Source organism: Mycobacterium kyorinense (assembly GCF_001672775.1).
GTDB classification, from domain to species: Bacteria; Actinomycetota; Actinomycetes; order Mycobacteriales; family Mycobacteriaceae; genus Mycobacterium; species Mycobacterium kyorinense_A.
Map to the genome: position 1 here is coordinate 25,253 of NZ_LZKJ01000201.1, position 21,342 is coordinate 46,594.

The window sequence follows — 21,342 nt, forward strand, 5'->3', positions numbered from 1 at the left end:
AGGCCGCCTCCCCCACCGTAGGTTTGATGGAGCTACCCGTGCACGGGTGTTCCAAAAAGGGAGGTTCGATGTCCACATCGGGTGGAAAGACGGTGCTGATCACGTTCGGTCGGTCGTTTCTGGCACTCCACCTTGCCCGCTTGATGGGCGCCGCCGGACACAATGTGCTGATTTCGGATTCGGTGCCCTTCCCGATCACCAGGTTCTCCTCGTCGGTCAAGAAGACGTTCCGCACGCCGCGGCCGACATTTGAACCGGTCGAGTGGACGCGGGCCATCGCCCAAATCGTCCACGAACAGAGCGTGGACTTAGTGGTTCCGATCCACGAAGGAACCGAAATCCTGGCACACACCATCAAGCGCTACCCCGACCTGTTCCCGGACCGCTGCACGCTGTTCTTTTCCGAATTCGAACTCGAGGCTCAGCTGGAAAACAAGTACGAATTCCAAGCCGCACTGAAAACACTGGGCATACCAACCCTCGACTTTGCGCAAGTCCGCAGCCGAGAAGAGCTAGAGGCGCTGGACTTCGACCAGCCCTTCGCGCTCAAGCCCGTCTACTCACGTGGCTCGCAGGAGATCCACAAGGTGCGTCCCGGGGAGCTGCCGCGCGGCCTGAGTTTCGAAGCGGGAAATACATGGATCGCGCAGGAGTGGGCCGACGGCACGAACTATTGCTCGTATTCGGTCTGCCACCACGGTCAGATCAAAGCGCACGCTGCATATCCGGTGCGCTACGCGATCGACGGGACGTCGTGCCTGACGTTTGAGTCTATCCAGCACGAGGGCATCGCTGCGTGGGTGCGCGAATGCGTCAAGGCATTCAATTTCACCGGACAGATGGGTTTGGACTTCATCGAGACGCCAGGCGGAGAGCTTTTCGCGATCGAATGTAATCCACGGGCCACCAGCGGGATTCTGTTGTTCGATCCCGAAACTCGGGTCGACAGAGCATTTTTCGGTACCAATGAGAAGCTTATCGTGCCCGCACCCGGTGCGAGCAAGATGCTGGGTCCGGGAATGCTGATGTATGGGTGGCGCAAATCAGCGCTGAAGGACAACACGTTCCGCGGATTCCTGCGTGACTACCGACGTACTGACGGGGTCATCTTCGCGCGCCGAGATCCCGCGCCGAGCCTGGCGCTGCCGCTCGCGATGGGAAATATTCTCGCCGAGGCCGCCCGGTATCGAGTGAACATCCCGGAGGCGTTCATGCACGACCACGAGTGGGACGGCGGCCGCGCTGACGGGAATGGCGGGCCGGGTTGATCAGTTACCGCGGTGCGCGCAGCAAAACTTGGTGATTCGGTCGACGCTGTCGCCGGGTCCGGTGAAGATGCCGCCGTGGCCGGCGCCGTCGATTTGTGCGAATTCGGCGGCGGGGATCAGCCGAGCCGTCGCCTCGCACAGGGCCGGCGGAAAGAACAGGTCGTGTTCGAACGCCAAGACAAGGGTCGGCACGTCGATCGCGCGGAGATGTTCCGGGGCCGGTTCCCCGGCGGTGATCCACTGCTGCGACGCGGTCAGCTGTCCCTTGAACCCTTCAGGTCCGGCCCACCCGCTGTCGTAGCCGGCCGACAACACCTGCTGCCAGCCCTGCACCGTCGCCGGATCTTGCAGCATCGGCGAGTGCAGCGTAGTCAACAACTGCTCGAAGACCAGTACCTCACGCGGCACCTCGCCGTAGCGCTCGATCAAGCCGAGTTCCATCTCCCCCACCATCGCGCCGACCGGCGACGGTTGGAGTCCGGCGAACAAGACGAGCGCACTCACCAGCTCCGGCCGGCCGCGCAGCAGCATCTGCGCGGTGTAACAACCCATCGAATAGCCGACGACCACCGCCTGCCGGACCTGGAAATGGTCGAGTATGGCGGCGGCGTCGTCGGCCAGGTCGGCCACCGAGTACGGCGCAGCCGGTGCTGAGGACGGTGACATTCCGCGTGCGTTGTAGACGATGACCTGGAATCCCGCGTCGACCAGCGAGCGAGGAAGCCCGCAAATTTCCCAGGTGATAGCCGGCATACCGAGGCCGCCGACCAGGAGAACCGCCGGGCCTTCCCCGGACCGCTGCACTGCGAGTTCGACGCCCCGTTCCGCGACGATGAACTCGAACCCGTCGTTCGGCGTTGTGCCCGCGACATCGCTCATTAATGCCACTGTAATAACGCGTTCGCCCTCCGCACTTCCACACGGCCGTGGGCAGGCGCACACTTGCCGAATGCAGGTATGTGAACTGACGGCAGCGCCCAGGTCCCAGGCATCGACGTCGACGCGGCTGCCGTGAGCGTGCATTCCGGCGGCCCTGAGCCCGAGCCGCGACGCCAGTTGCACGGCATCTCCGACGTCCGTGCGTTCTTCCACACCAACACCACCCCGCTGTATTTCATCTCGCCAACCCCGTTCAACCTCCTCGGCATCGACCGCTGGATACGAAACTTCTTCTACCTCACGTACTTTGACTCGTTCGAGGGCGAGCACCCCCGCGTGTTCGTGCCTCGGCGGCGTAACCGCATGGATTTCGACTCCATGGAAGACGTGTGCAACTACCTGCTGCGCGATCCCGAGACGCTCGACTTCATCGCCCACCGAGGGCTAGGCGGCAAGGCCTGCTTTGTGATGCTCGACGAGGGAACCCACGTCCTTGCACACGAGGTGGGACTCGAGGTCATGCAGCCGTCGGCGGAGTTGCGCCATCGCCTGGGCTCCAAGATCGTCATGACGCGGCTCGCCCAGAAGGCAGGTGTGGCGAGCGTGCCCAACATCATCGGGCGGGCCGGCTCCTACGACGAGTTGCTGACGCTCGCGCAGGGTGCGGGATTGGGCGACAACCTCGTCGTCCAAGCCGCGTACGGCGACGCCGGCACCACCACGTTCTTTCTGCGCGGTCAGCGCGACTGGGACCGTCACGCCGCCGTCCTGGTCGGTCAGGAACTCAAAGTGATGAAGCGCATCCGCAATGTCGAGGTGTGCCTCGAGGGCGCGGTCACACGTCACGGCACTGTGGTCGGTCCCGCGATGACGAGCCTCGTCGGCTACCCGGAGCTGACCCCGTACAAAGGCGGCTGGTGCGGCAACGACGTCTGGCGCGGGGCACTGACACCGGAACAGACACACACGGCGCGAGACATGGTGCGAAAGCTTGGCAACCGGCTCCGCCGCGAGGGGTATCGCGGCTACTTCGAGGTGGACCTGTTGCGCGACCTCGACTCGAACGAGCTGTACCTCGGCGAGGTGAACCCACGCCTGAGCGGGGTAAGCCCGATGACGAACCTGACCACCGAGGCCTACGCCGACATGCCGCTGTTCCTCTTCCACCTGCTCGAGTACATGGACGTCGACTACGACGTCGACGTCGACGAAATCAACTCGCGCTGGGAGCGGGGCTATGGCGAGGACGACGTCTGGGGCCAGCTGATGATTTGGGAGACCTCGCCGCATGTCGAGCTGTTGACCGCGACCCCACGCACCGGTGTATACCGCCTCCACGACGACGGGCGTGTCTCGTTTGCACGCAGCGCCAACGACTGGGCTTCGCTGACTGATGAATCCGAGGCCTTCTACATGCGGATCGCGGCGCCGGGCGACGTGCGCTGCAAGGGCGCCGAACTTGGCGTGCTTGTCACCCGCGGACACCTGCAGACCAAGGACTACCGGCTCACCGAGCGCTGCCGACGCTGGGTCGAGGGCATCAAAGCGCAGTTCCAGTCGACCCGCCTGACGCCGGGTGAGCCCTTCGTTTCGCGGCTCGTCGCACGCGCGTGAGCAGCCGCTGATCGAGGGCCAACGGGTACCTGTCGGGCCGGAGCCATACCGCTGCTCGCCTTGGCCCCCGACTTTGTGCTGAAAAACACACCTTTTGGTTCACCGTCGTGACGTTCGTCACAGTACGCTTTGTATGCCAACGTCTCCGCGAAGGAAGGCGATCGTGCGGTCTTCGAGAATGGTCATTGGCCAGGCTGATCGGTATCAGTGGGCCGGGGTGGTGTTCGGGGTACCGCTGACGATGGTCGGCCTCGGCGGGGTGGCCATGCACCCGTCGTTGTTCGTGCCGCTGGTGTTGCTGGCCGGCGTGGCTTTGGTCGTGGTCTATTACTTCGTCGACCAGCAGCGAGTGGCTGCGCAAACGGCGTCCCTCGCGACCGGTACCCAAAAGCGGAACCGCCAATGGAGTCCTGACCGACCGAAAGTGCAGGTCCAACCGATGCCACCACGGCCGAAGTTGGAGCCGCCGCGCCCGGATTTGGACGCCGAAACCCGGGCGCTGGCAGAAGCCGCCACGGCCCAAGCGCAAGCCGCCCAAGCCGAGGCGCTGGCCGCCGAGGCACAAGCGCGGGCAGAAACCGCCAAAGCCCAGGCCTTGGCCGCTGCGGCCGAAGCGCTGGCGGCCGAAGCCGAGGCCCTGGCCGCCCAGGCGCGGGCACAGGCGCAAGCCGCCGAGGCCCAAGCCCTGGCGGCCGAACCCGAGGCGCTGGCCGCCGAAGCGCGGGCACAAGCAGAAGCCGCGGAGGCCCAAGCTCTGGCCGACGAGGCGCGGGCGCGAGCGAAGGCACGAGCCGAAGCCGCCGAAGCCGAAGCCCTCGCCGCGCAGGCGCGAGCGCAGGCCGAAACCGCCGAAGCCGAGGCCCTCGCCGCCCAGGCACGGGCACAGGCCGAAGCCGCCGAAGCCCAATCTGTGGCCGCCCATGCGCGAAAGCAGGCAGAAGCTGCCGAAGCCCAGGCCCTGGCCGCCGAGGCGCGGGCGCGAGCAGAAGCTGCGGAAGCCCAAGCCCTTGTCGCGGAGGCCCGGGCGCGGGCGCAGGCGCGAGCAGAAGCTGCTGAAGCCGAAGCCCTGGCCGCTCAGGCGCGAGCGCAAGCCGAAGCAGCCGAAGCCGAAGCGCGGGCTGCCGAGGTGTGGGCGGAGGCAGAAGCCGCCGAAGCACAAGCTCTGGCGGACGAGGCGAGGGTGCGGGCGATCCAGCTACGGCTTGAGGCGGAAGCCAAGGCCGAGCGGCGCCCGCAGGTGGACTAACCGCGGCCGAGAGACGGCGCCAACCGCTTTGCCAGGTACGGCGCCGTGCGACTGTGTTTCGCGCGTGCCACCTTCTTCGGCGGGCCCGCCGCAACGACCCGACCGCCATCGCTGCCGGCTCCCGGTCCCAGGTCGATCACCCAGTCCGCACCCGCGACCATCCGCATGTCGTGTTCGGCGACCACCACGGTATTGCCCGCGTCGACCAAACGGTGCAATTGATGATCGAGCAGATCCACATCGGCGGGATGAAGCCCGGTGGTCGGCTCGTCGAGGATGTAGAGGGTATGTCCTCGCCGGGGTCTCTGCAGTTCGGTGGCGAGCTTGATCCGCTGCGCCTCACCACCGGACAGCTCGGTCGCGGGCTGCCCAAGACGGAGATAGCCGCATCCGACCTCTTGCAGCGTGGTCAGGCTCCGCGTTGCGCTGGCGACGTCGGCAAGAAACTCCGCGGCTTCATCGACGGTCATCGCGAGCACGTCGGCGATCGTACGGTCGCGGTAGCGCACCTCGAGTGTCTCGTCGGAGTACCGCGCGCCGTGACATTCCGGGCATGTGGCGTATGTGCCTGGCAGGAACAACAATTCGACCGACACGAACCCCTCCCCCTGACAGGTGGGGCAGCGGCCTTCGGCCACGTTGAACGAAAACCTGCCCGCTGTCCAACCGCGGCGACGCGCCTTAGGTGTCGCGGCGAATTCGCGCCGGACGGCGTCGAACAAGCCGGTGTAGGTGGCCAGCGTCGAGCGCGGTGTGCGTCCGATCGGGCGCTGGTCGACCGATACCAGCCGGTTGATCTGCTCGGCCCCCTCTGCCGTCACACCGACACTGGCGTCGTGATCGAGATCGACGATCCCGCTGTCGGTTTCGTCGTCATCAGATTCGGCCGGCCCGGCCGCCCGTCCGGTGCCGAGATGGCTGTGCACGACATCGCCGAGGACTTTGACGACGAGCGTCGACTTGCCCGAGCCGGACACCCCGGTGACCGCCGTGTACACACTAAGTGGCAGGTCCACGTCGAGGTCTCTCAAATTGTGGAAGCAGATACCGCGCAGCCGCAGCCGCCCGGACGGCGTGCGGGGTTGACGCGACGGCGACTCGGCCCCGTCGAAAAGGTACTTGCGAGTGACCGACCCCTCGATGTCGGCGAGACCCGACACCGGCCCGCTGTAGAGCACGTCCCCGCCGAGCTCCCCCGCCCCGGGTCCAACATCGACGATCCAGTCGGCACGGCGGACCACGTCCATGTCGTGTTCGACTACGAATAGCGAATTGCCTGCGCGCCGTAGGCGTTCGAGCACCTCGAGTAGCGGTTCGGCATCGGCGGGATGCAGTCCAGCCGACGGCTCGTCGAGCACATAGAGCACGCCGAACAAGCCGGCGCGTAGTTGAGTGGCCAGCCGCAACCGCTGCAATTCGCCGGGTGACACCGTCGGAGTGCGACGGCTTAGCGTGAGATAGCCGAGACCGAGATCGATGAGTACCTGCAGGCGTGCGACGAGGTCTGCCGCGATCATGGTCGCCACTTCCGTCAGCTCACCGGATTTCGTTGACTCGTAAGCGGCGGCGGCATCGGTCCGAGAAGCTGTGGGGCGCAAGGTGTCAGCGAGCTCGGCCAGCGGCATCGCTGTGTAGTCGGCGATGGTGCGTCCGGCGAATGTCACCTTCAACGCCTCCGGGCGCAACCCGGAACCGTCGCATACTGGGCACTCGACGCTGTCGACGAATTGCAGTACGCGGCGACGCATCATCGCACTATGGGAGTTGGCCAACGTGTGGCGGACGTGGCGTTCGGCGCTGGAGAACGTGCCGTTGTAGTAATAGTCGGCCTGCACGGGGTGCTGGCCCGGATCGATTTCAACTGTCGGCTGGTCGTCGGTGAACAAAATCCAATCGCGTTGGCGCTTAGGAAGTTTCCGCCACGGCTTGTCGATGTCGTACCCCAGCGTGACGAGAATATCGCGGAGGTTTTGACCCTGCCACGCGCCCGGCCATGCGGCCACCGCGCCTTCGCGGATGGTCAGCGACGGGTCTGGTACCAGTGTCTCTTCGGTCACCCGATGGATTCGTCCCAACCCGTGGCATTCCGGGCATGCCCCAACCGCGGTGTTCGGGGAAAACGCATCGGAGTCCAGTCGTTCCGTGGCCCCCCGCGGGTAGGTCCCGGCGCGGGAGAACAGCATCCTCAGCAAGTTCGACAGGGTGGTGACGGTGCCGACCGTCGACCGCGACGTCGCCGAACCCCGGCGCTGCTGCAATGCGACGGCAGGCGGCAGCCCGGTGATGTCGTCGACCTTTGGCGCGCCGGTTGGCAGTAGCAGGCGACGGGCGTACGGAGCGACGGATTCGAAATAGCGGCGCTGGGCCTCGGCGTAGATGGTCCCGAAAGCCAACGACGATTTGCCGGACCCGGAGATCCCGGTGAATGCGACCAGCGCGTCACGTGGCGCCGCGACGTCGACACCCCGCAAATTGTGGACCTGGGTCCCGTAAACGCGCACACAAGGGTCGATGTCGTCGGTGCTTGAGTAGGACATTTCTGTCATGGTGCTCAGACGAGTACCCGTGCTGCAGCCGCCCTCACTCCTCGGATTACTTCGGAGACGCGCCAGGTGCGCTTTATGCGATCATCGGGTCGATCGCCGATCGGGGCACAAGCACCTGCAACGCCCCGGCTGAGTCGGGCAGCAGCGCGCCCTGGTCGAAGAAGAAGTACACCCCGTCGTTGACTACCGCGAAATTCTGGTAGTTGGCAGGGTCGTACAGCGCGCCCGGTGCGATCGGCAACGGCGGCGCTGGCGGCGGCTCGACCGGCGCCGGCTGTCCCGGTTGCGCCGGCGGCGCGGCAGGCGGTGGTGGTGCCAGCTGCTTCTGCAGTTCAGTCTGGACGATCGGCGCGACAGTCTTCAGCGGATCGTCCACCCGCCACAACGGCGTATTTTGTTTGTCGTCCGGCGCGGCCGTCCAGGTGATCTCTTTGCGATAGCCCCGATCCCAGTTGAACACCTTGTACTTGGTCTGCGGATGCGCGCCGCCGACGTTTTGGAAGACCTTGAACACGACGGTCTGCGTGCCGCGCGGCGGGAGTGCCGAGCTGTATTCCGTCGGCTTGATGGTCAGCTCATACGGTGTATCGCGGGGCGCGCTCGACTTCGCCGCATTGAGGAATTCGTCGCGCGTCTTCGAGATGTAGTCGGCGATCGGCTGCTGGTTGGGGTAGTCCAGCGGGATGCTGATGTTGACGCTGTAGCCGGGGTCGGAGAGCTGGATCTCACACGTGCTGCCGGTATTGCCGCCCTTGAGGTCCGCGCAGTAGTCCTTCGGGGCAGCCGCAGCAATGCCGTAAGAGCCGAAGATGGTGATTGCCGTGACGAGCATCGGCACGCTGAAGAAGCGCATGCGTTGAATCCCTCCAAGCAAATGCGGCACTACGCCGCGGACGTGAGATTAGCGTCCATTGTTCCAGTGACTGGGGGCGGACGGAGGTGACCCGCTCGCGCGCGAGCTTGACGCGAAGATCACGGCGTCTGACCAGGCGGTTTACGGTGGGGAATCCGCCGCGAAACACCGTCACGCCGTTGTAGTCTTCCAGGCCCGATCCCAACGATCGGTCGCCGCCACCTCGTTGAGCGGCTTGCGCCGCACCGGATGGTGCCCGCCGCTGGGCCAGCCCAGCGTCAGCAGAGTCGCGATCTTCCAGTCGTCAGGGATTCCGACCATGGATCGCAGTTGGTCCTCGCAGGACCCGTGCCACAGGGTGATCGCCGCGCCGAGGCCCTGTGCCCGCGCGGCGAGCAGAAAGTTCTGCACCGCGGGAAAAATCGAACCCCCCTGCTGTAGTTCGGTGGTTCCTCGCTGCGGCTGGACACAGAACAGCACCAGGACAGGCGCCTCACCGCCGACGCTCATGTGCTCCGCCATCGCCCGGAGCACGCGTGATTTGGGGTCGTCAGCTTCGCTGTCGGGCATCGAAATCGAATAAAACTCCGTCATCACGTCCCACGTCTTATGGGCCGCAGCTGTGATCACGTCGCGCAAGCTCTGCGATCTGAGGACGAGGAACTTCCATGGCTGCTGATTGCCTCCGGACGGAGCCCAGCTGGCCGCACGCAAACAGGTATCGATGGCCTCGTCGGAGACGGGTTCGTCGCGATAGCGGCGCACGGCCGACGCAGTCCGCATGACCTCCCACAAATCTGACGAGGTCGACAGCGGGGCTCGGCTGCTCATACCGGCATCGTGCGCGCGAGCACGCCTTGCCACGTACCGCCGCGGACGGGGCCGGTGACAAGCGGTAGATCCAAAGTCGACAACAGGCCCGGCGGTGCTGCGATGACCGCCGGAATGGCATTGAGTTCCCGCATCACCGTCGCATACGTCAAACCCCGCATATTGCTTCCCCGCCCGTGCATTTCGACGTCGACTGTGTACGTGGGCAGACCGTCGACAATGACGCGGTAGCCCCCGTGCCGTGACGGATGTCGCGGCCAATCCGGCGCTGACCCTTCGCCCATCCGGGTGATGTGCTCCAGCACCACCCGCTCCTCACCGTCGACGATTCCTGCCAGCTTGAACCGCATCCCGCCCATCGTTCCTGGTTCGACCCACCCCGAGGCCACCTCGTAACGCTCTGTCGCCAACCACTTTTCGATACTTGTATCGACGCGGTCGAGGGGCAGACCAAGGCCGTCGGCCACCAAATGCACCGTCGGCGCCCACAACGCGGCCAGGCGCGCAGTGTCGAACAACGGCGCGGGATGGTCTGGCGGGTGGCCGAATCCCATGAAGTCGAACATGATGTCGGGTTGGTTGATCGGGCCGTAATCGAGTATCTCGAGCATCGTGATGGTGTCGACACGGCTGCTGAATCCCGTCATGGTCAACGCGATGACATCGTTGGCCCATCCGGGATCCACGCCACTGTTGAAGAAGCTCGTGCCGCCCTCCTGGCATGCCGCGGAAATGAGATCGACGGTCTGCTTGTCCGCGGCGGGCGGATAGCACATCGGGACCAGCGAGGTGCATACGACGTTCTTTCCTGCGCGAAGACAGCGGGCGATGTCCTGGGCCGCCTCGTGATACCGGTAGTCGCCCGATGCGAAGTAGGCGACCACGTCGGCGTCGAGAGACAGTGCGGCATCAACGTGGCGGGTCGCGACGACGCCCGTCGCGGGCATCCCGCACAGCTCGCCCGCGTCCTTGCCGTCCTTGGCCTCGGCATGCACGACGACGCCCACGAGGTCCAACCCGGGATGCGCGATCAGCGCGCGTAATGCGCCTACCCCGACTTGCCCGGGACCCCAGAGAATCACCCGCGGCTTACGCTGACAGTCCGTCATGTGTGCCCTTCCCGGTCGACCCCGTCCGACCTGTGAGAACATACCTTCTCGGTTATCGATAACACCATTGCCGCATCGGAAGAACCTTGGAGGAGACGATGAGCGATTACGAGTTCTTGAAGTGGGAGACGTTCGACGACGGCCAGATCGTCCGAATCTCATTGAACCGTCCGGAGCAACGCAACGCGCAAAACCGCGGCATGTTGGTCGAACTCGACGATGCCTTCGCCCGCGCCGAGGCCGACGACAACGTCCGCGTCGTCATCCTCGCCGGCGAGGGGCCGATGTTCTCTTCCGGCCATGACATCGGCTCCAAGCAGGCCCGCGCTGAGTTCACCCCTGGACCGGGTCAACACCCGACAGCTGCCATCAACGGAGGGACCCGGCAGGGCGCGGAGAAGATCATGCTTCAAGAGTGGCACTACTTCTTCCAGAACAACCTGCGCTGGCGAAACCTGCGCAAGATCACGATCGCGCAGGTCCATGGAGACGTGTTCTCCGCGGGCCTCATGCTGATCTGGGCATGCGACTTGATCGTGGGAAGTGAAGAGGTGCGCTTCGCCGACGTCGTCGGTACCCGGCTCGGTATGTGCGGCATGGAGTACTTCGGCCACCCATGGGAGTTCGGCCCCCGTCGCACCAAGGAACTGATGCTGACCGGCGACGCGATCGGCATCGAGGAGGCATACCGACTCGGCATGGTCAGCAAGATCTTCAAAAGAGAGGAGCTATCCGATCGCACACTCGAGATGGCCCGGCGCATCGCCACGGTGCCGACGATGGCGGCGCTACTCATCAAGGAGTCGGTCAACCAATCCGTGGACAACATGGGCTTCTATAACGCCCTGCAGTCTTGCTTCACCCTGCACCAACTGAACCACTCACACTGGGTCGGCGTACGCGACGACAAGCGTGCCACTGCCGGCGAGGAACAAGGAGTTCCGGATTGGCGAACCGCCCCCCCGATAGCGCTGTCGGTCAAAGACCAAGTGCGAGCCGACGCGTGACAGCCGTTCAGTTGGCCACGACGCCGTAACGGGCATCCGCGACCCGGTCGAGGGCCACAGCCGACTCCCCGTACACCAGGGCCCAGCCGCGGACCCGGCGATAGTACAGCTGGATGTCACCTTCCATGCCGAACCCGTAGCCGCCATGGATATGCAGACTGCGCTGTGTCGCATCGCGCGCGGTCTCGTATGCGAACGCAAATGCCATAGCCGCCAATTCGGTGACGCGCTCCGGCTCGTCGGCGAACGCGCACGCCGCCTCGAACGCCAGCAACAGCGAGCCGTCGGCCGCAGTGGCACTGTCCGCCAAGGGATGTGACACCGCCTGAAAAGATCCGATCGGGGCCCCAAAGGCTTGCCGCTGCTTGGCGTACGCGACACCCAACTCGACGGCTCTCTTCGCCGCGCCCGAGAGCGCCGAAGAGGTCAGGGCGAGCCACAAATCCAATGCATCGGAGAACATCCGCCGTGCGTCGTCCCCCTGAGCAAGAACCACCGCGTCGTCCTCGACAGCGATATCGGCCAGCGGAAGTGATCCGTGATTCCGCACGAGTCGACGGTTGCCGCCGAGCGGCACCGCGATGAGGCGCTCGTCGACAAGAGCCACCACCGCGTCCGCCACGGCCCCGCCGGGTACGAGCCCGAGCACGCGTCCGCATGCGACGCGCGGCGCGAAGCTGACGAGCTTGTCACCCGACATGGCCTCGGCCAGCAGTCCCGCCCCGCTATCACCAGATTGCGCGAGCAGCCTGGCTGCAACTTGGGCTTCGATCACGGGGGCCGATGCGACCGCACGGCCGTACTGTTCGGCGATCAAGGCCAGTTCGAGCTCAGAGGCACCCCAGCCGCCCGCGGCCTCGCCGACGGCCATCTCCACCGCACCCGTCTCCAGCAGTGCCTTCCACAGCCTGGGGTCGAAACCCAGTGGTTCCGCTGCCCGGACACGCTGCGACGTCGACTCGCGCGCATACATCGCGGCGAACGAGTCGACGAGCTGGCGCTGTTCGGCGGTAAGACTCAAGTCCACACTCGCGTCCCATCACATGCGGATATGGTTACTCTCACAAATGAGAGTAACATTATCGCGCGTACCGCCCCGGCCCGGCTGTGAGACAGATTGGTTCTGATCCATGCACTTTCAGCTCGACGCCAACACCGAGGCATACCGCGACGGAGTGCGCAGCTACCTCGGAAAAGTGATGACGCCCGAGTCCGAGGAACGGATCTACCGCAGCGGCGTTTCCCATGACGACGATTTCGCCAAGGGGCTGGTCGACGAAGGTTATTTCGCCCCAAGCTGGCCGACCGAATTCGGCGGCCAGAACCGCGATGCATGGGATGAGCAGGTCCTCCGAGAGGAACTCATGCGGGCGGAAGCACCCATGTACCTGTCGGAGACCACTCGAATGGTGGCGTCGATCATCCGCGCGGTTGGCGCGCCGAAGATGAAGGACCGCATTCTCGGGGGCGCGATGAAGGGCGATATCACGATTGCACTCGGGTTCACCGAACCCGAATGCGGCTCGGACGTCGCCGCGGCGACCACGAAGGCCGTGCGCGAGGGCGACGAATGGGTCATCAACGGCTCCAAGATGTTTACCACAAATGGCCACATCGCCGACTACGTATTCCTGCTGGCACGCACGAGTCCTGACAAGCCCAAGCACAAGGGACTCACGATGTTCCTCGTCCCGCTCGACTCTGAGGGCTTCGAAGCCCAGGCGGTATGGACGCTCTCGGGCGAACGCACGAACATCACGTTCTATAGCGACGTCCGCGTTTCAGACGAGTGGCGCCTCGGCGATGTCGACGCCGGCTGGCAGGTGATGGGGCTGTCGCTGCAGGACGAGCACGCATCCGGGTGGGGGCCGCATATTTCTCGGCTGCTGCAGCACGTCGAGCAGTGGGCGGAGAGCACTCAAGCCGACGACGGGTCGCCACAGCTTGCGAAGACAGACGTGCGGCGGCGAATCGCGAGGGTGGCAATGGAAGACGAGGTTTCGAGGCTTCTCCTTCGTCGCTGCGTCTGGATGACCGAGACCGGCCAGAACCCGGTAGCGGAGGGACCGATGTCCAAAGTGTTCAGCACCGAAGCGCTCGTGCGCGCCAGTCAGGACGTCATGGAACTAGTAGGGCCAGACGCGGCGCGGAGCTACTTCGAGCCGACGGCCCCAGAGCAAGGCCGCTTCGAATACCTCGTGCGGTTCGCGTTGGGCACCACAATCTACGCGGGCACAAGCGAAGTTCAGCGCTCCATCATCGCGCAGCGCGGGTTGGGGCTACCCCGTTAGCTTTCGAGGCTTGCGAGCCGTTGTTCGCTTCGCCACAGACTTGGCAGTCATGGCCTTCGGCTTGGCCGAACCTGCCGGGGGCGTCAGGGCTTGTTTGCACCAGGCCCATAACTGATCCTCAGCAAGTTCTGCACCCTTGACCCCCAAGTGGAACACTCCGATTTGGGCAAGTGCGATGAGCGTCGAGTTCAGCAGCGTGGTCAACTGCGCTGGCGTCAAGTCTTTTCGGATCAACCCGGCACGCGAGCACGCGGTGAGGATCTTCGTCAGCAGCTTCTGGTGCGGCTCCCAGATCTTCGCGAAGTCGGCTGGCCGCTCAATCTCCAAGCTCAAGTTGTAGATCGTCATCACTCGGCCGCCAATCGCCTCGGATGACTCGGCTCGCGACAGAAACCCGCGACAGAACGCCTCGAGTTGTTCCATTGGGCCATCCGCCATTGCCACCTCATGGCGGATCGCTTCGATGAACTGACTCGTCGCGTTCTCGTAAAGCGCAAGCAGGAGCTCTTCCTTGCCCGCGAAGTGCTGATAGAACGCGCGCAGGCTCAGGTTCGACCGATCGATCAGAGTCTGGATGGTGAAGTCGGCGCGACCCGACTCTTCCACCAACTCCAGGGCGGTGGCAAGGAATCTCGAGCTGCGTGCCAGCGCACGGGCTCGGGCGGCGGAAAGGCGCCGCTCGATCGTTCGCTCCTGCCAGCTCGTCGGCACCTCGTCGAGGTCGGTGTCGACGACCTCCAGGCTGGCTTCGGTGTCCTGCGCGGGGCGCTTCTTAGCAGTCATGATTGCTTGAGAATACGCGTTGCCAGGCGAATCCGCTCAGCTCCCTACACAGGTATGTTGATCCACTTGGCTGACGCCGCCCGACGCAAAGCGGCGGTGCGCCCATGCGGTACCCTGGAAACGGATATTCTCGTCTAGGGGAAATTCGCGTTTCGTAGGTGAAGCGAGAAGCCCTCGAAGGAGTGCAGCGTTGAGCACAGACATCCGAATTGTCTCGCCGGACGACCATTTGGTAGAGCCTGCCGATCTGTGGACCAGCCGACTGCCTGAGCGCTATCGCGACATCGGCCCACGGATCGTTCGTACCCGCGGGCGGATGGATCCGTCTGTGACTTCTGATGTCGCGTTCGTCGAAGACGACGAGGGTCGCGACGCCGACATCTGGCACTACGAAGATGCAGTCATCCCGATCCCGCTCATCAGTGCGGCCGCCGGCTATGAACTCGACGAGCTCACCACCGACCCGATCACCTACGACGAGATGCGTCCGGGTTGCTTTCGCCCGGCAGACCGGCTCGCCGATATGGACATCGCCGGCATCGAGGCTTCGGCATGTTTCCCCAACACACTCGTCCGCTTCTGCGGCCAACGCTTCCTGTACGGCAAGGACAAGGAGCTTGCCAAGCTTTGCGTTGAGGCCTACAACGACTTCCAAATCGATGAGTGGGGCGGCAGCTCGAACGGCCGGCTGATCCCGCTTGGCATCATCCCGCTCTGGGACGTCGAGCTCGCCGCAAAGGAGGTCGACAGGGTGGCCGCGCGTGGCATGCACGCGGTGTGCTTCTCCGAACTACCCGCACGTCTCGATCTGCCGTCCATTCACACCGACTACTGGGATCCGTTCTTCGCCGCGTGCGAGCGAAACCAGGTCGGCATCATGCTGCACATCGGGTCGAGCTCGTCGCTCACCAAATCCTCTCCCGACTCTCCGCATGTCGTCACCAGTGCGCTGATGGCGGTCAACTGCACCATCGCAATGGTGGACTGGCTGTTCTCCGGCAAGCTCAAGCAATTCCCGAACCTCAAGCTCGCGTTCGCCGAGGCGCAAGCGGGCTGGATCCCCTACTACCTGCAACGCGTCGACGAGGTTTGGGAAGACCGGCGGGCATGGGGCGGGATCCACCCGCTGCTGACAGAGCCACCGAGTACTCAAGTGCCTGGCCGCGTGTGGTTCTCCACGTTCGGCGATCCTGTCGCTTTCCGCATCCTCGACCTAGTCGGTGAGGACCAGCTCATGTTCGAGACCGACTACCCGCACAACGACACCAACTGGCCGCACAGCATCGAGGTCGCCAACAAGGCGACGGAGGGCCTGGACGAGGAAACTAAGCGCAAAGTTCTGTCCACCAACGCCAAGACATTCTTTGGCATGGCCTAGCACTCCGGAGGTGCTGCGCTACAGTGCCTTCCAGTTCGGCTGACGCTTCTCAAGGAAAGCACGTGGTCCCTCGATAGCATCCTTCGTCAGGGCCACCTTCATGCGGTAGTTCTCGGCGAGCAGTTCAGCTTCGTAGATGGGCAGGGTCAGCCCTTTGCGCACCGCCATGCGCGAACCCCTTACCGCCAGCGGCGCATTCGAGTTCACGATCTCAGCGATCTCCCACGCCCGATCCATGAGCGCGTCATGGGCTACCACTTCGGTGAAGACTCCCAAGTCGTATGCACGCTGCGCGTCGAGTTGCTCGTGCTTGCCCATCAAGATCAGCCGCATCGCCACGGGTAGCGGCAGGATCCGTGCGAGCCTGACCCCTTCGCGCCCGGAACTTACGCCGATGCTGACATGTGGATCCATCAGCGTCGCGCGCTCGGACGCGATGGTGATGTCGGCGGTGGTAACCAAGTCCATCCCGGCACCGCAGGCGATGCCGTTCACCGCACAGATGATCGGCTTGGTCATCTGAAGCCAGGGCGGTGTCGCCTCCTGCGGCGCGTCCCACTGCCGCATCGAGCTGAGGATGGGCTCCCCCTGGTTGTCGATCCCCGCCGCGTTCTCCATGTCGTGGTCCGCAGCCTTGTTGACGTCGGCGCCGACGCAGAGCGCGCGGCCAGCGCCGGTGATGATGACCGTCCAGATATCTTGGAAACGCTCGATTTCGGCATACACCCCGGCGAGCTCTGCGATCATCTCGTCGTTAATGGCGTTGAGGACCTCAGGTCGGTTCAGCGTCACGCACGCGGTGTGACCCCGCACCTCGAATTCGATGGTGTCGTAATCCGTCACCTGCTGGGGCTCTCTTTCTCCAAAGCCGTTGCAGTGCTGGGTCGAAACCCGAAGATCTCATTGAATTTCTCACAGTAGCGCGGCCAGGCATCGGGATTCAGCAGCCTGGGCGGCAAGCGGCCCTCGAAGATCGCCTGCCATTGGGTCGCGGTGGCGATGGCAATGTCGCGGGCGGCTTCGGTGGTGATGCCTGCGACGTGGGGAGTGGCGACGACGTTGTCGAGGTGTAGCAACGGATTGTCGGGCCGCGGCGGCTCTTCGTGGAAGACATCGAGGCCCGCCCCTGCAATGCCCCCGGTGACCAAGGCGTCGTACAGCGCGGCTTCATCGTGAACGGCACCGCGGGCGGTGGTGATGAAGAACGCCGACGGCTTCATTGCGGCGAACTGCGCGGAACCGAACAAGCCATGTGTCTCGGCCGTGAGTGGGCACGTAACCTGAACGAAATCGGAACGCTCGACCAGCTCGTCGAGCTGGACCAAGCTCACCCCGCGCTGGGCAGCGCTCGCTTCGTCGACATACGGATCGTAAGCCAAGATCTCCATCCCGAACGGCGCGCACAACTCCACCAGGCGCCTGCCGATGGCGCCGAGACCGACCACGCCGAGCGTCTTTCCGAGCAGCTGACTTCCCCGCAAGCCCTGGCGGTCGCGGAGCGGCCCGCGGCGTAGCGCACGGTCGGCGCCGGTGATCCTTTTGGCAAGATCGAGCATGAAGCCGAGCGCGTGTTCGGCGACGGCCTCTGCGCCCGGACCGGAGTTGTTGCACACCGCGATCCCGGCCCGTGTACACGCCTCGACGTCGATCACGTCATAACCGGCGCCGGCCGAACAGACAGCCAGCAGCTGCTCGCAGCGTTGGACCAGGGCAGGCCCCACCAACCACTGTTCGCCGTCGGGCAAGGATGCCACATCGGTGCGCGTGGCGACTTGGTATCCATGGGCGGATTCCATCAGCGCCCAACCATCTTCAGCCGGAGCCGTCAGGTCGAGTTTGATGACGTCGATATCGGCCGCCTCAAGAATGTGCCCGGCGACGGGGTCGGTCCATCGCTCGTAGACGAGCTTGGGAGTGCAGCCCTCGCTCATTGCTTGAGTTTGGGCTTCGCCTGTGCCGCCTTGAACATGTCGGCGAGTTCGGCATTGACATTCTTGTAGTCGTTGCGCGCAATTGAGCCGTCCCGGCCCGGGACTACGTCATAGCCCAGGCGCAGGTCCTTGTTCTCCATGTGGAAGTACTCGCGGCCGATCGGCAGTCGTCGGTCTTCACGCGGCACCTCCATCCATGCGCGCAAGAAGCATCGGGCCCTCTTCGGATCGTTGCTGCTGACGAAATCGGAACGCGAATGACACATGGCGAAGTTGTTCGCGACCGCCGCCTCCCCCGACTCGAGCCGGAATTCAACTTGCTGCTCGACCAGAATGTTGCGCAGCAATTCGATCGCCTCGGTTTGTTCGGGGGTGAACTCCCGGCCGACTGCGTGCATCGCCGGCAGGATGCTGCTGTAGGTGAAGTTGATGCAGATCTTGCCGTCGATCTGGGAGAACACCGGGACGTCGTACGGTGTCACGTCCGGCTGGTCGTCGGGCTGCTCGCTGCGCCGGTGATGCGGAAACCCTTGATACAGCACTGGTAGCAGATCGGGCCGCTCGTTGAGAATCCGGTTGTGCGCCGCCGGTCCGCTCGCGAACTGGCTTTCGCCGCCGGTGGCCGCCGGGTAGACGCAGAGCAGCGACAGGATGTCAGCGGCGTCGTTGTGCATGGCCAGCTCCGCACGCGACTTGGTGCCACGTGCGGGCTGCACGCCGTTCGGCAGCACCTCCTCCTGAACGCGCACCATTCGGTGTCCGAACGAGTTGTTCGATACGAGGTAACCGAGGTGCGTGCAGAACGCCCAGTAGATGCGCTCCAGGTCATCGATCGAGTGCTGTTCGACCGGAAAACCACGCACGCACGCCAGGCCCTTCCCGAACATCAGGTCGCGATACAGCCGCGCCAGGTCATCATCGAGATCGGGGTGGCGGGCATCGCCGGGGGTGATCTCGTCGCGATCCTTTTCTGACGTCTTGGCCAAGATGGATTCCAAGGCGGCCACGTTGCGCGCCGATAGGTCGAATGCGAAATCGTCCTTGCTTGAGAAGTCCTTGCCGGTCCAGCACATCGAGTTGGTGACTTGTTCGTTATAGATCGCGGTGGGCATCCGTCCTCCTGTTGGGCCGGCGAGACTTTCGGCTATCGGCGTTATCCATCGGTGCTACCTGCGGGGCGGCTGTCGAGCTCGCGCAAAGCGCGCGCGCGGGCGGTCGCCGCGTCGGTCATCATCCCGACGTCCGTACCGGCCGAAATGAAACGCAGACCCAGAACTGCGAAGCGTTTCAGCAGGTCAACGGACTTGATCCCGGCTATTCCCAGCGCCACGCCGTGTGCACGACAAGCCGCCGCGACCGATTCTACGGCATGGTGGAAATGATCATTCTCATAGTCGCCGTGGATGCCCATTTCGGCCGTCAGATCGCTCGGGCCAAGAAGTAGCATGTCGATGCCTTCGACAGCCGCTATCGCGTCTATGTCATCGACCGCTTGCGGGGTTTCGATCATCACCGCGACCACCGTGCGGCGCTCGAGGACGTCGGTGAGTTCGGTCGCCGATCTGGGGTCGTACCCGCTCACCGCATTGGGTCCGGAAATCGAGCGATGTCCGACCGGAGGAAACCGTGCGGCGTCGACGACAGCTGCTGCCTCATCGCTCGAATTCACATGCGGCACAATGATTCCAATTGCGCCATTGTCAATCACACGAGCAATGACGCTCGGATCGTGGGACGGCACGCGGACCAACGCCGAGATGCCTGCTCCCAAAGCGCTTGCGCAGAGCATCGCGGCCGTCTCCAGCGACGTGGCGGTGTGCTCGAGGTCGACGTAGACCGCATCGTATCCGCATGCTGCCGCGATCGCGGGGATATCGGGAGTGCGCGCGCTCATCAGGGCGAGGCACAGGACCAATCCGTCGCCCCGTAGTGCCTCCCGTAGTGGTTTCCGCACACGCTCACGGTAGACCACTGAGAACGTTCATTCCATCAAGTCGTGAACGCCATTATCAATGTGGTAACCATGACGTATGCCATCGAACCGGGTCGCCATCGTGGGCGCCGGCCTGTCGGATTGTGGACGGGTGCCCGACAAGACCGCGATGGCGTTGATGGCTCAATCCTCCCGCCGCGCCATCGCCGACGCCGGTCTGACGAAAGACGACATTGACGGTTTCGGCGGCCACGGAACCCTGTTGCCGCCCGTCGAGGTGAGCGAGTACCTCGGCCTGCGACCGTCCTGGGTCGACGCGACAAACGTCGGCGGATCCTCCTGGGAGGTGATGGCGGGGCACGCCGCCGACGCTATCGCCGCCGGCGTGATCGACGTAGCACTGCTGACGTACGGATCGACGGCGCGCTCCGACGTCAAGCGTCGGGTACGTGCATCAGCTGCAGCGATGAGCACCGGAGGTGCCATGCAGTACGAGGCGCCATACGGCGCCACCCTGATTGCTAAGTATGCGATGGCCGCCAGGCGCCATATGATTGAATACGGCACCACCGCAGAGCAATTGGCTGAAGTCGCGGTCGCGGCCCACGAGTGGGCGACGATGAACGAGAACGCATTCGAGCGCGACCGGATAACGGCCGCCGACGTCGCCGCGGCGCCGATGCTCGCCGATCCCTTCACCGCCAAGCATGTGTGCCTGCGCACCGACGGTGGCGGGGCGGTCGTTTTGGCAAGCGAGCGAGTGGCGAAGAATTGCGCCAAGGAGCCCATCTGGATTCTCGGCGCGGCCGACTCGACATCGCATGTCAGCATGAGCGAGTGGGCTGACTTCACCACGTCGGCCGCCGCACTGTCCGGCCCACGCGCATTCGCGCAAGCCGGCGTCGGGCCCGCCGACATCGATGTGTGTCAGCTCTATGACTCATTCACCTCCACCGTGCTGCTCACGGTGGAGGATCTGGGTTTCTGCGCCAAGGGCGAGGGCGGGCCGTTCATTGCATCGGGTGCGCTGCGTCCGGGTGGCGCGTTACCGACCAACACCGACGGCGGCGGACTCGCCTCTTGCCATCCGGGCATGCGGGGAATGTTCCTGATGGTCGAAGCGACCAGGCAGCTGCGCGGCGATTGCGGGCCCAGACAGGTTGACGACGCGCGTCTGGCGTGCGTCCATGCGATGGGGGGCTTTTTCACCCACAGCGCCACGATGATCCTCGGGAGGCAGTGATGGACGTGCCGGTGGCCGCAAACCGGCCAACGATCGACTCCGACAGCGAATCGTGGTGGCAGGCTATCCAGGACCGCCGACTGATGATCAACACGTGCGCCGGGTGCGGCCAGAACTCGCTCTACGTGCGTCCGTTCTGCCCGCACTGCTGGAGCGAGGACGTCGCGCAGGCACCGGCGTCCGGGCGGGCGCGGCTCTATACGTGGACCGTGGTGCACCGGAATGCGGCGCCCTTCGATACGCGCACACCATATGTGGTCGCCATGGTGGATCTCGCCGAGGGCCCCCGGCTGATGACGGTTCTGGAAGGCTGCTTGGCGAAAACCCTCTGTGCAGACATGGAACTCACCGTCGCATTTCGCGATGACGATGACGGCTTTATTGTCCCGGTATTCCGGCCGGTGGCAGCAGGTGCGGGAAAGGAATAGGG

Annotated in this window: 19 protein-coding genes; 8 read left to right on the forward strand and 11 right to left on the reverse strand. The window is 64.3% G+C overall.

The window, feature by feature from the left end; genetic code table 11:
- Positions 1–68: 68 nt before the first annotated feature.
- Positions 69–1,268, forward strand: coding sequence for an ATP-grasp domain-containing protein (locus A5707_RS22660; protein WP_065016680.1), 1,200 nt, complete (start codon positions 69–71; stop codon positions 1,266–1,268).
- Here the strand turns inward: A5707_RS22660 and A5707_RS22665 are convergent, their stop codons facing one another.
- Positions 1,269–2,147 carry an alpha/beta fold hydrolase gene (locus tag A5707_RS22665; protein WP_065016681.1) on the reverse strand — a complete coding sequence of 293 codons (879 nt, stop codon included), beginning with the start codon at positions 2,145–2,147 and terminating at the stop codon, positions 1,269–1,271.
- 132 nt (positions 2,148–2,279) lie between these two features.
- Between A5707_RS22665 and A5707_RS22670 the strand changes: the two genes are divergently transcribed.
- Entirely contained in the window at positions 2,280–3,761 is a 1,482-nt protein-coding gene (locus tag A5707_RS22670) for a biotin carboxylase (protein ID WP_419866465.1), read from the forward strand.
- 163 nt (positions 3,762–3,924) lie between these two features.
- Positions 3,925–5,007, forward strand: coding sequence for a hypothetical protein (locus A5707_RS22675; RefSeq protein WP_156658283.1), 1,083 nt, complete (start codon positions 3,925–3,927; stop codon positions 5,005–5,007).
- On the opposite strand, the gene A5707_RS22680 is transcribed toward A5707_RS22675, so the two are convergent.
- From A5707_RS22680 to A5707_RS22695, 4 genes are all read right to left on the reverse strand, one after another.
- Positions 5,004–7,553 carry an excinuclease ABC subunit UvrA gene (locus tag A5707_RS22680; protein WP_065016683.1) on the reverse strand — a complete coding sequence of 850 codons (2,550 nt, stop codon included), beginning with the start codon at positions 7,551–7,553 and terminating at the stop codon, positions 5,004–5,006. The two genes, A5707_RS22675 and A5707_RS22680, sit on opposite strands and share 4 nt — an antisense overlap.
- A 73-nt stretch (positions 7,554–7,626) precedes the next feature.
- A complete protein-coding gene (locus A5707_RS22685; protein WP_156658285.1) occupies positions 7,627–8,406 on the reverse strand; it encodes an RsiV family protein in 780 nt (259 codons plus the stop codon).
- A gap of 171 nt (positions 8,407–8,577) precedes the next feature.
- On the reverse strand, positions 8,578–9,189 hold the full coding sequence (locus tag A5707_RS22690; protein ID WP_065016684.1) for a nitroreductase family protein: 612 nt from the start codon (positions 9,187–9,189) through the stop codon (positions 8,578–8,580).
- Between the two features lie 44 nt (positions 9,190–9,233).
- Positions 9,234–10,319 (reverse strand): dihydrodipicolinate reductase, encoded by a 1,086-nt coding sequence (locus tag A5707_RS22695; protein ID WP_065016711.1) that lies wholly within the window; start codon positions 10,317–10,319, stop codon positions 9,234–9,236.
- A 125-nt stretch (positions 10,320–10,444) separates the two neighbouring features.
- Here A5707_RS22695 and A5707_RS22700 point away from each other — a divergent pair, with 125 nt between their 5' ends.
- Positions 10,445–11,353, forward strand: a complete 909-nt coding sequence (locus A5707_RS22700) for an enoyl-CoA hydratase (RefSeq protein WP_065016685.1) — start codon at positions 10,445–10,447, stop codon at positions 11,351–11,353.
- 7 nt (positions 11,354–11,360) lie between these two features.
- Here A5707_RS22700 and A5707_RS22705 read toward each other — a convergent pair whose 3' ends face one another.
- Positions 11,361–12,380: an acyl-CoA dehydrogenase family protein gene (locus tag A5707_RS22705; RefSeq protein WP_065016686.1), complete on the reverse strand. Its 1,020-nt coding sequence runs from the start codon at positions 12,378–12,380 to the stop codon at positions 11,361–11,363.
- Positions 12,381–12,483: 103 nt separating this feature from the next.
- On the opposite strand from A5707_RS22705, the gene A5707_RS22710 reads away from it, so the two are divergent.
- A complete protein-coding gene (locus A5707_RS22710; RefSeq protein WP_065016687.1) occupies positions 12,484–13,644 on the forward strand; it encodes an acyl-CoA dehydrogenase family protein in 1,161 nt (386 codons plus the stop codon).
- Here A5707_RS22710 and A5707_RS22715 read toward each other — a convergent pair.
- A complete protein-coding gene (locus tag A5707_RS22715) occupies positions 13,633–14,427 on the reverse strand; it encodes a TetR/AcrR family transcriptional regulator (RefSeq protein ID WP_065016688.1) in 795 nt (264 codons plus the stop codon). The two genes, A5707_RS22710 and A5707_RS22715, sit on opposite strands and share 12 nt — an antisense overlap.
- 190 nt (positions 14,428–14,617) lie before the next feature.
- Here A5707_RS22715 and A5707_RS22720 point away from each other — a divergent pair, with 190 nt between their 5' ends.
- Positions 14,618–15,805 carry an amidohydrolase family protein gene (locus A5707_RS22720; RefSeq protein WP_065016689.1) on the forward strand — a complete coding sequence of 396 codons (1,188 nt, stop codon included), beginning with the start codon at positions 14,618–14,620 and terminating at the stop codon, positions 15,803–15,805.
- 18 nt (positions 15,806–15,823) lie between these two features.
- Here the strand turns inward: A5707_RS22720 and A5707_RS22725 are convergent, their stop codons facing one another.
- From A5707_RS22725 to A5707_RS22740, 4 genes are read right to left on the reverse strand one after another with little or no spacing between them, the layout of a single operon-like run.
- The gene (locus tag A5707_RS22725) at positions 15,824–16,648 is read right to left on the reverse strand and encodes an enoyl-CoA hydratase/isomerase family protein (RefSeq protein ID WP_065016690.1); all 825 of its coding nucleotides are present in this window, start codon (positions 16,646–16,648) and stop codon (positions 15,824–15,826) included.
- Positions 16,645–17,736: a hydroxyacid dehydrogenase gene (locus tag A5707_RS22730; protein ID WP_065016691.1), complete on the reverse strand. Its 1,092-nt coding sequence runs from the start codon at positions 17,734–17,736 to the stop codon at positions 16,645–16,647. The genes A5707_RS22725 and A5707_RS22730 overlap by 4 nt, the downstream gene beginning before the upstream one ends.
- Complete coding sequence (locus A5707_RS22735) at positions 17,733–18,848, reverse strand: TauD/TfdA family dioxygenase (protein WP_065016692.1); 1,116 nt, start codon at positions 18,846–18,848, stop codon at positions 17,733–17,735. The genes A5707_RS22730 and A5707_RS22735 overlap by 4 nt, the downstream gene beginning before the upstream one ends.
- 41 nt (positions 18,849–18,889) lie before the next feature.
- Positions 18,890–19,630, reverse strand: coding sequence for an aldolase/citrate lyase family protein (locus A5707_RS22740; protein ID WP_232000832.1), 741 nt, complete (start codon positions 19,628–19,630; stop codon positions 18,890–18,892).
- A 136-nt stretch (positions 19,631–19,766) separates the two neighbouring features.
- On the opposite strand from A5707_RS22740, the gene A5707_RS22745 reads away from it, so the two are divergent.
- A complete protein-coding gene (locus A5707_RS22745) occupies positions 19,767–20,912 on the forward strand; it encodes an acetyl-CoA acetyltransferase (protein WP_065016693.1) in 1,146 nt (381 codons plus the stop codon).
- Positions 20,912–21,340, forward strand: a complete 429-nt coding sequence (locus A5707_RS22750; protein WP_065016694.1) for a Zn-ribbon domain-containing OB-fold protein — start codon at positions 20,912–20,914, stop codon at positions 21,338–21,340. Before A5707_RS22745 ends, A5707_RS22750 begins: the two co-directional genes overlap by 1 nt.
- Positions 21,341–21,342 lie beyond the last annotated feature (2 nt).

Coding starts and splice junctions, on each gene's coding strand:
- A5707_RS22665 (WP_065016681.1), bottom strand. CDS start 2,147: ATGAGCGATGTCGCGGGCACAACGCCGAACGACGGGTTCGAGTTCATC.
- A5707_RS22700 (WP_065016685.1), top strand. CDS start 10,445: ATGAGCGATTACGAGTTCTTGAAGTGGGAGACGTTCGACGACGGCCAG.
- A5707_RS22685 (WP_156658285.1), bottom strand. CDS start 8,406: ATGCGCTTCTTCAGCGTGCCGATGCTCGTCACGGCAATCACCATCTTC.
- A5707_RS22690 (WP_065016684.1), bottom strand. CDS start 9,189: ATGCGGACTGCGTCGGCCGTGCGCCGCTATCGCGACGAACCCGTCTCC.
- A5707_RS22715 (WP_065016688.1), bottom strand. CDS start 14,427: ATGACTGCTAAGAAGCGCCCCGCGCAGGACACCGAAGCCAGCCTGGAG.
- A5707_RS22730 (WP_065016691.1), bottom strand. CDS start 17,736: ATGAGCGAGGGCTGCACTCCCAAGCTCGTCTACGAGCGATGGACCGAC.
- A5707_RS22680 (WP_065016683.1), bottom strand. CDS start 7,553: ATGACAGAAATGTCCTACTCAAGCACCGACGACATCGACCCTTGTGTG.
- A5707_RS22740 (WP_232000832.1), bottom strand. CDS start 19,630: ATGAGCGCGCGCACTCCCGATATCCCCGCGATCGCGGCAGCATGCGGA.
- A5707_RS22750 (WP_065016694.1), top strand. CDS start 20,912: ATGGACGTGCCGGTGGCCGCAAACCGGCCAACGATCGACTCCGACAGC.
- A5707_RS22710 (WP_065016687.1), top strand. CDS start 12,484: ATGCACTTTCAGCTCGACGCCAACACCGAGGCATACCGCGACGGAGTG.
- A5707_RS22735 (WP_065016692.1), bottom strand. CDS start 18,848: ATGCCCACCGCGATCTATAACGAACAAGTCACCAACTCGATGTGCTGG.
- A5707_RS22660 (WP_065016680.1), top strand. CDS start 69: ATGTCCACATCGGGTGGAAAGACGGTGCTGATCACGTTCGGTCGGTCG.
- A5707_RS22745 (WP_065016693.1), top strand. CDS start 19,767: ATGCCATCGAACCGGGTCGCCATCGTGGGCGCCGGCCTGTCGGATTGT.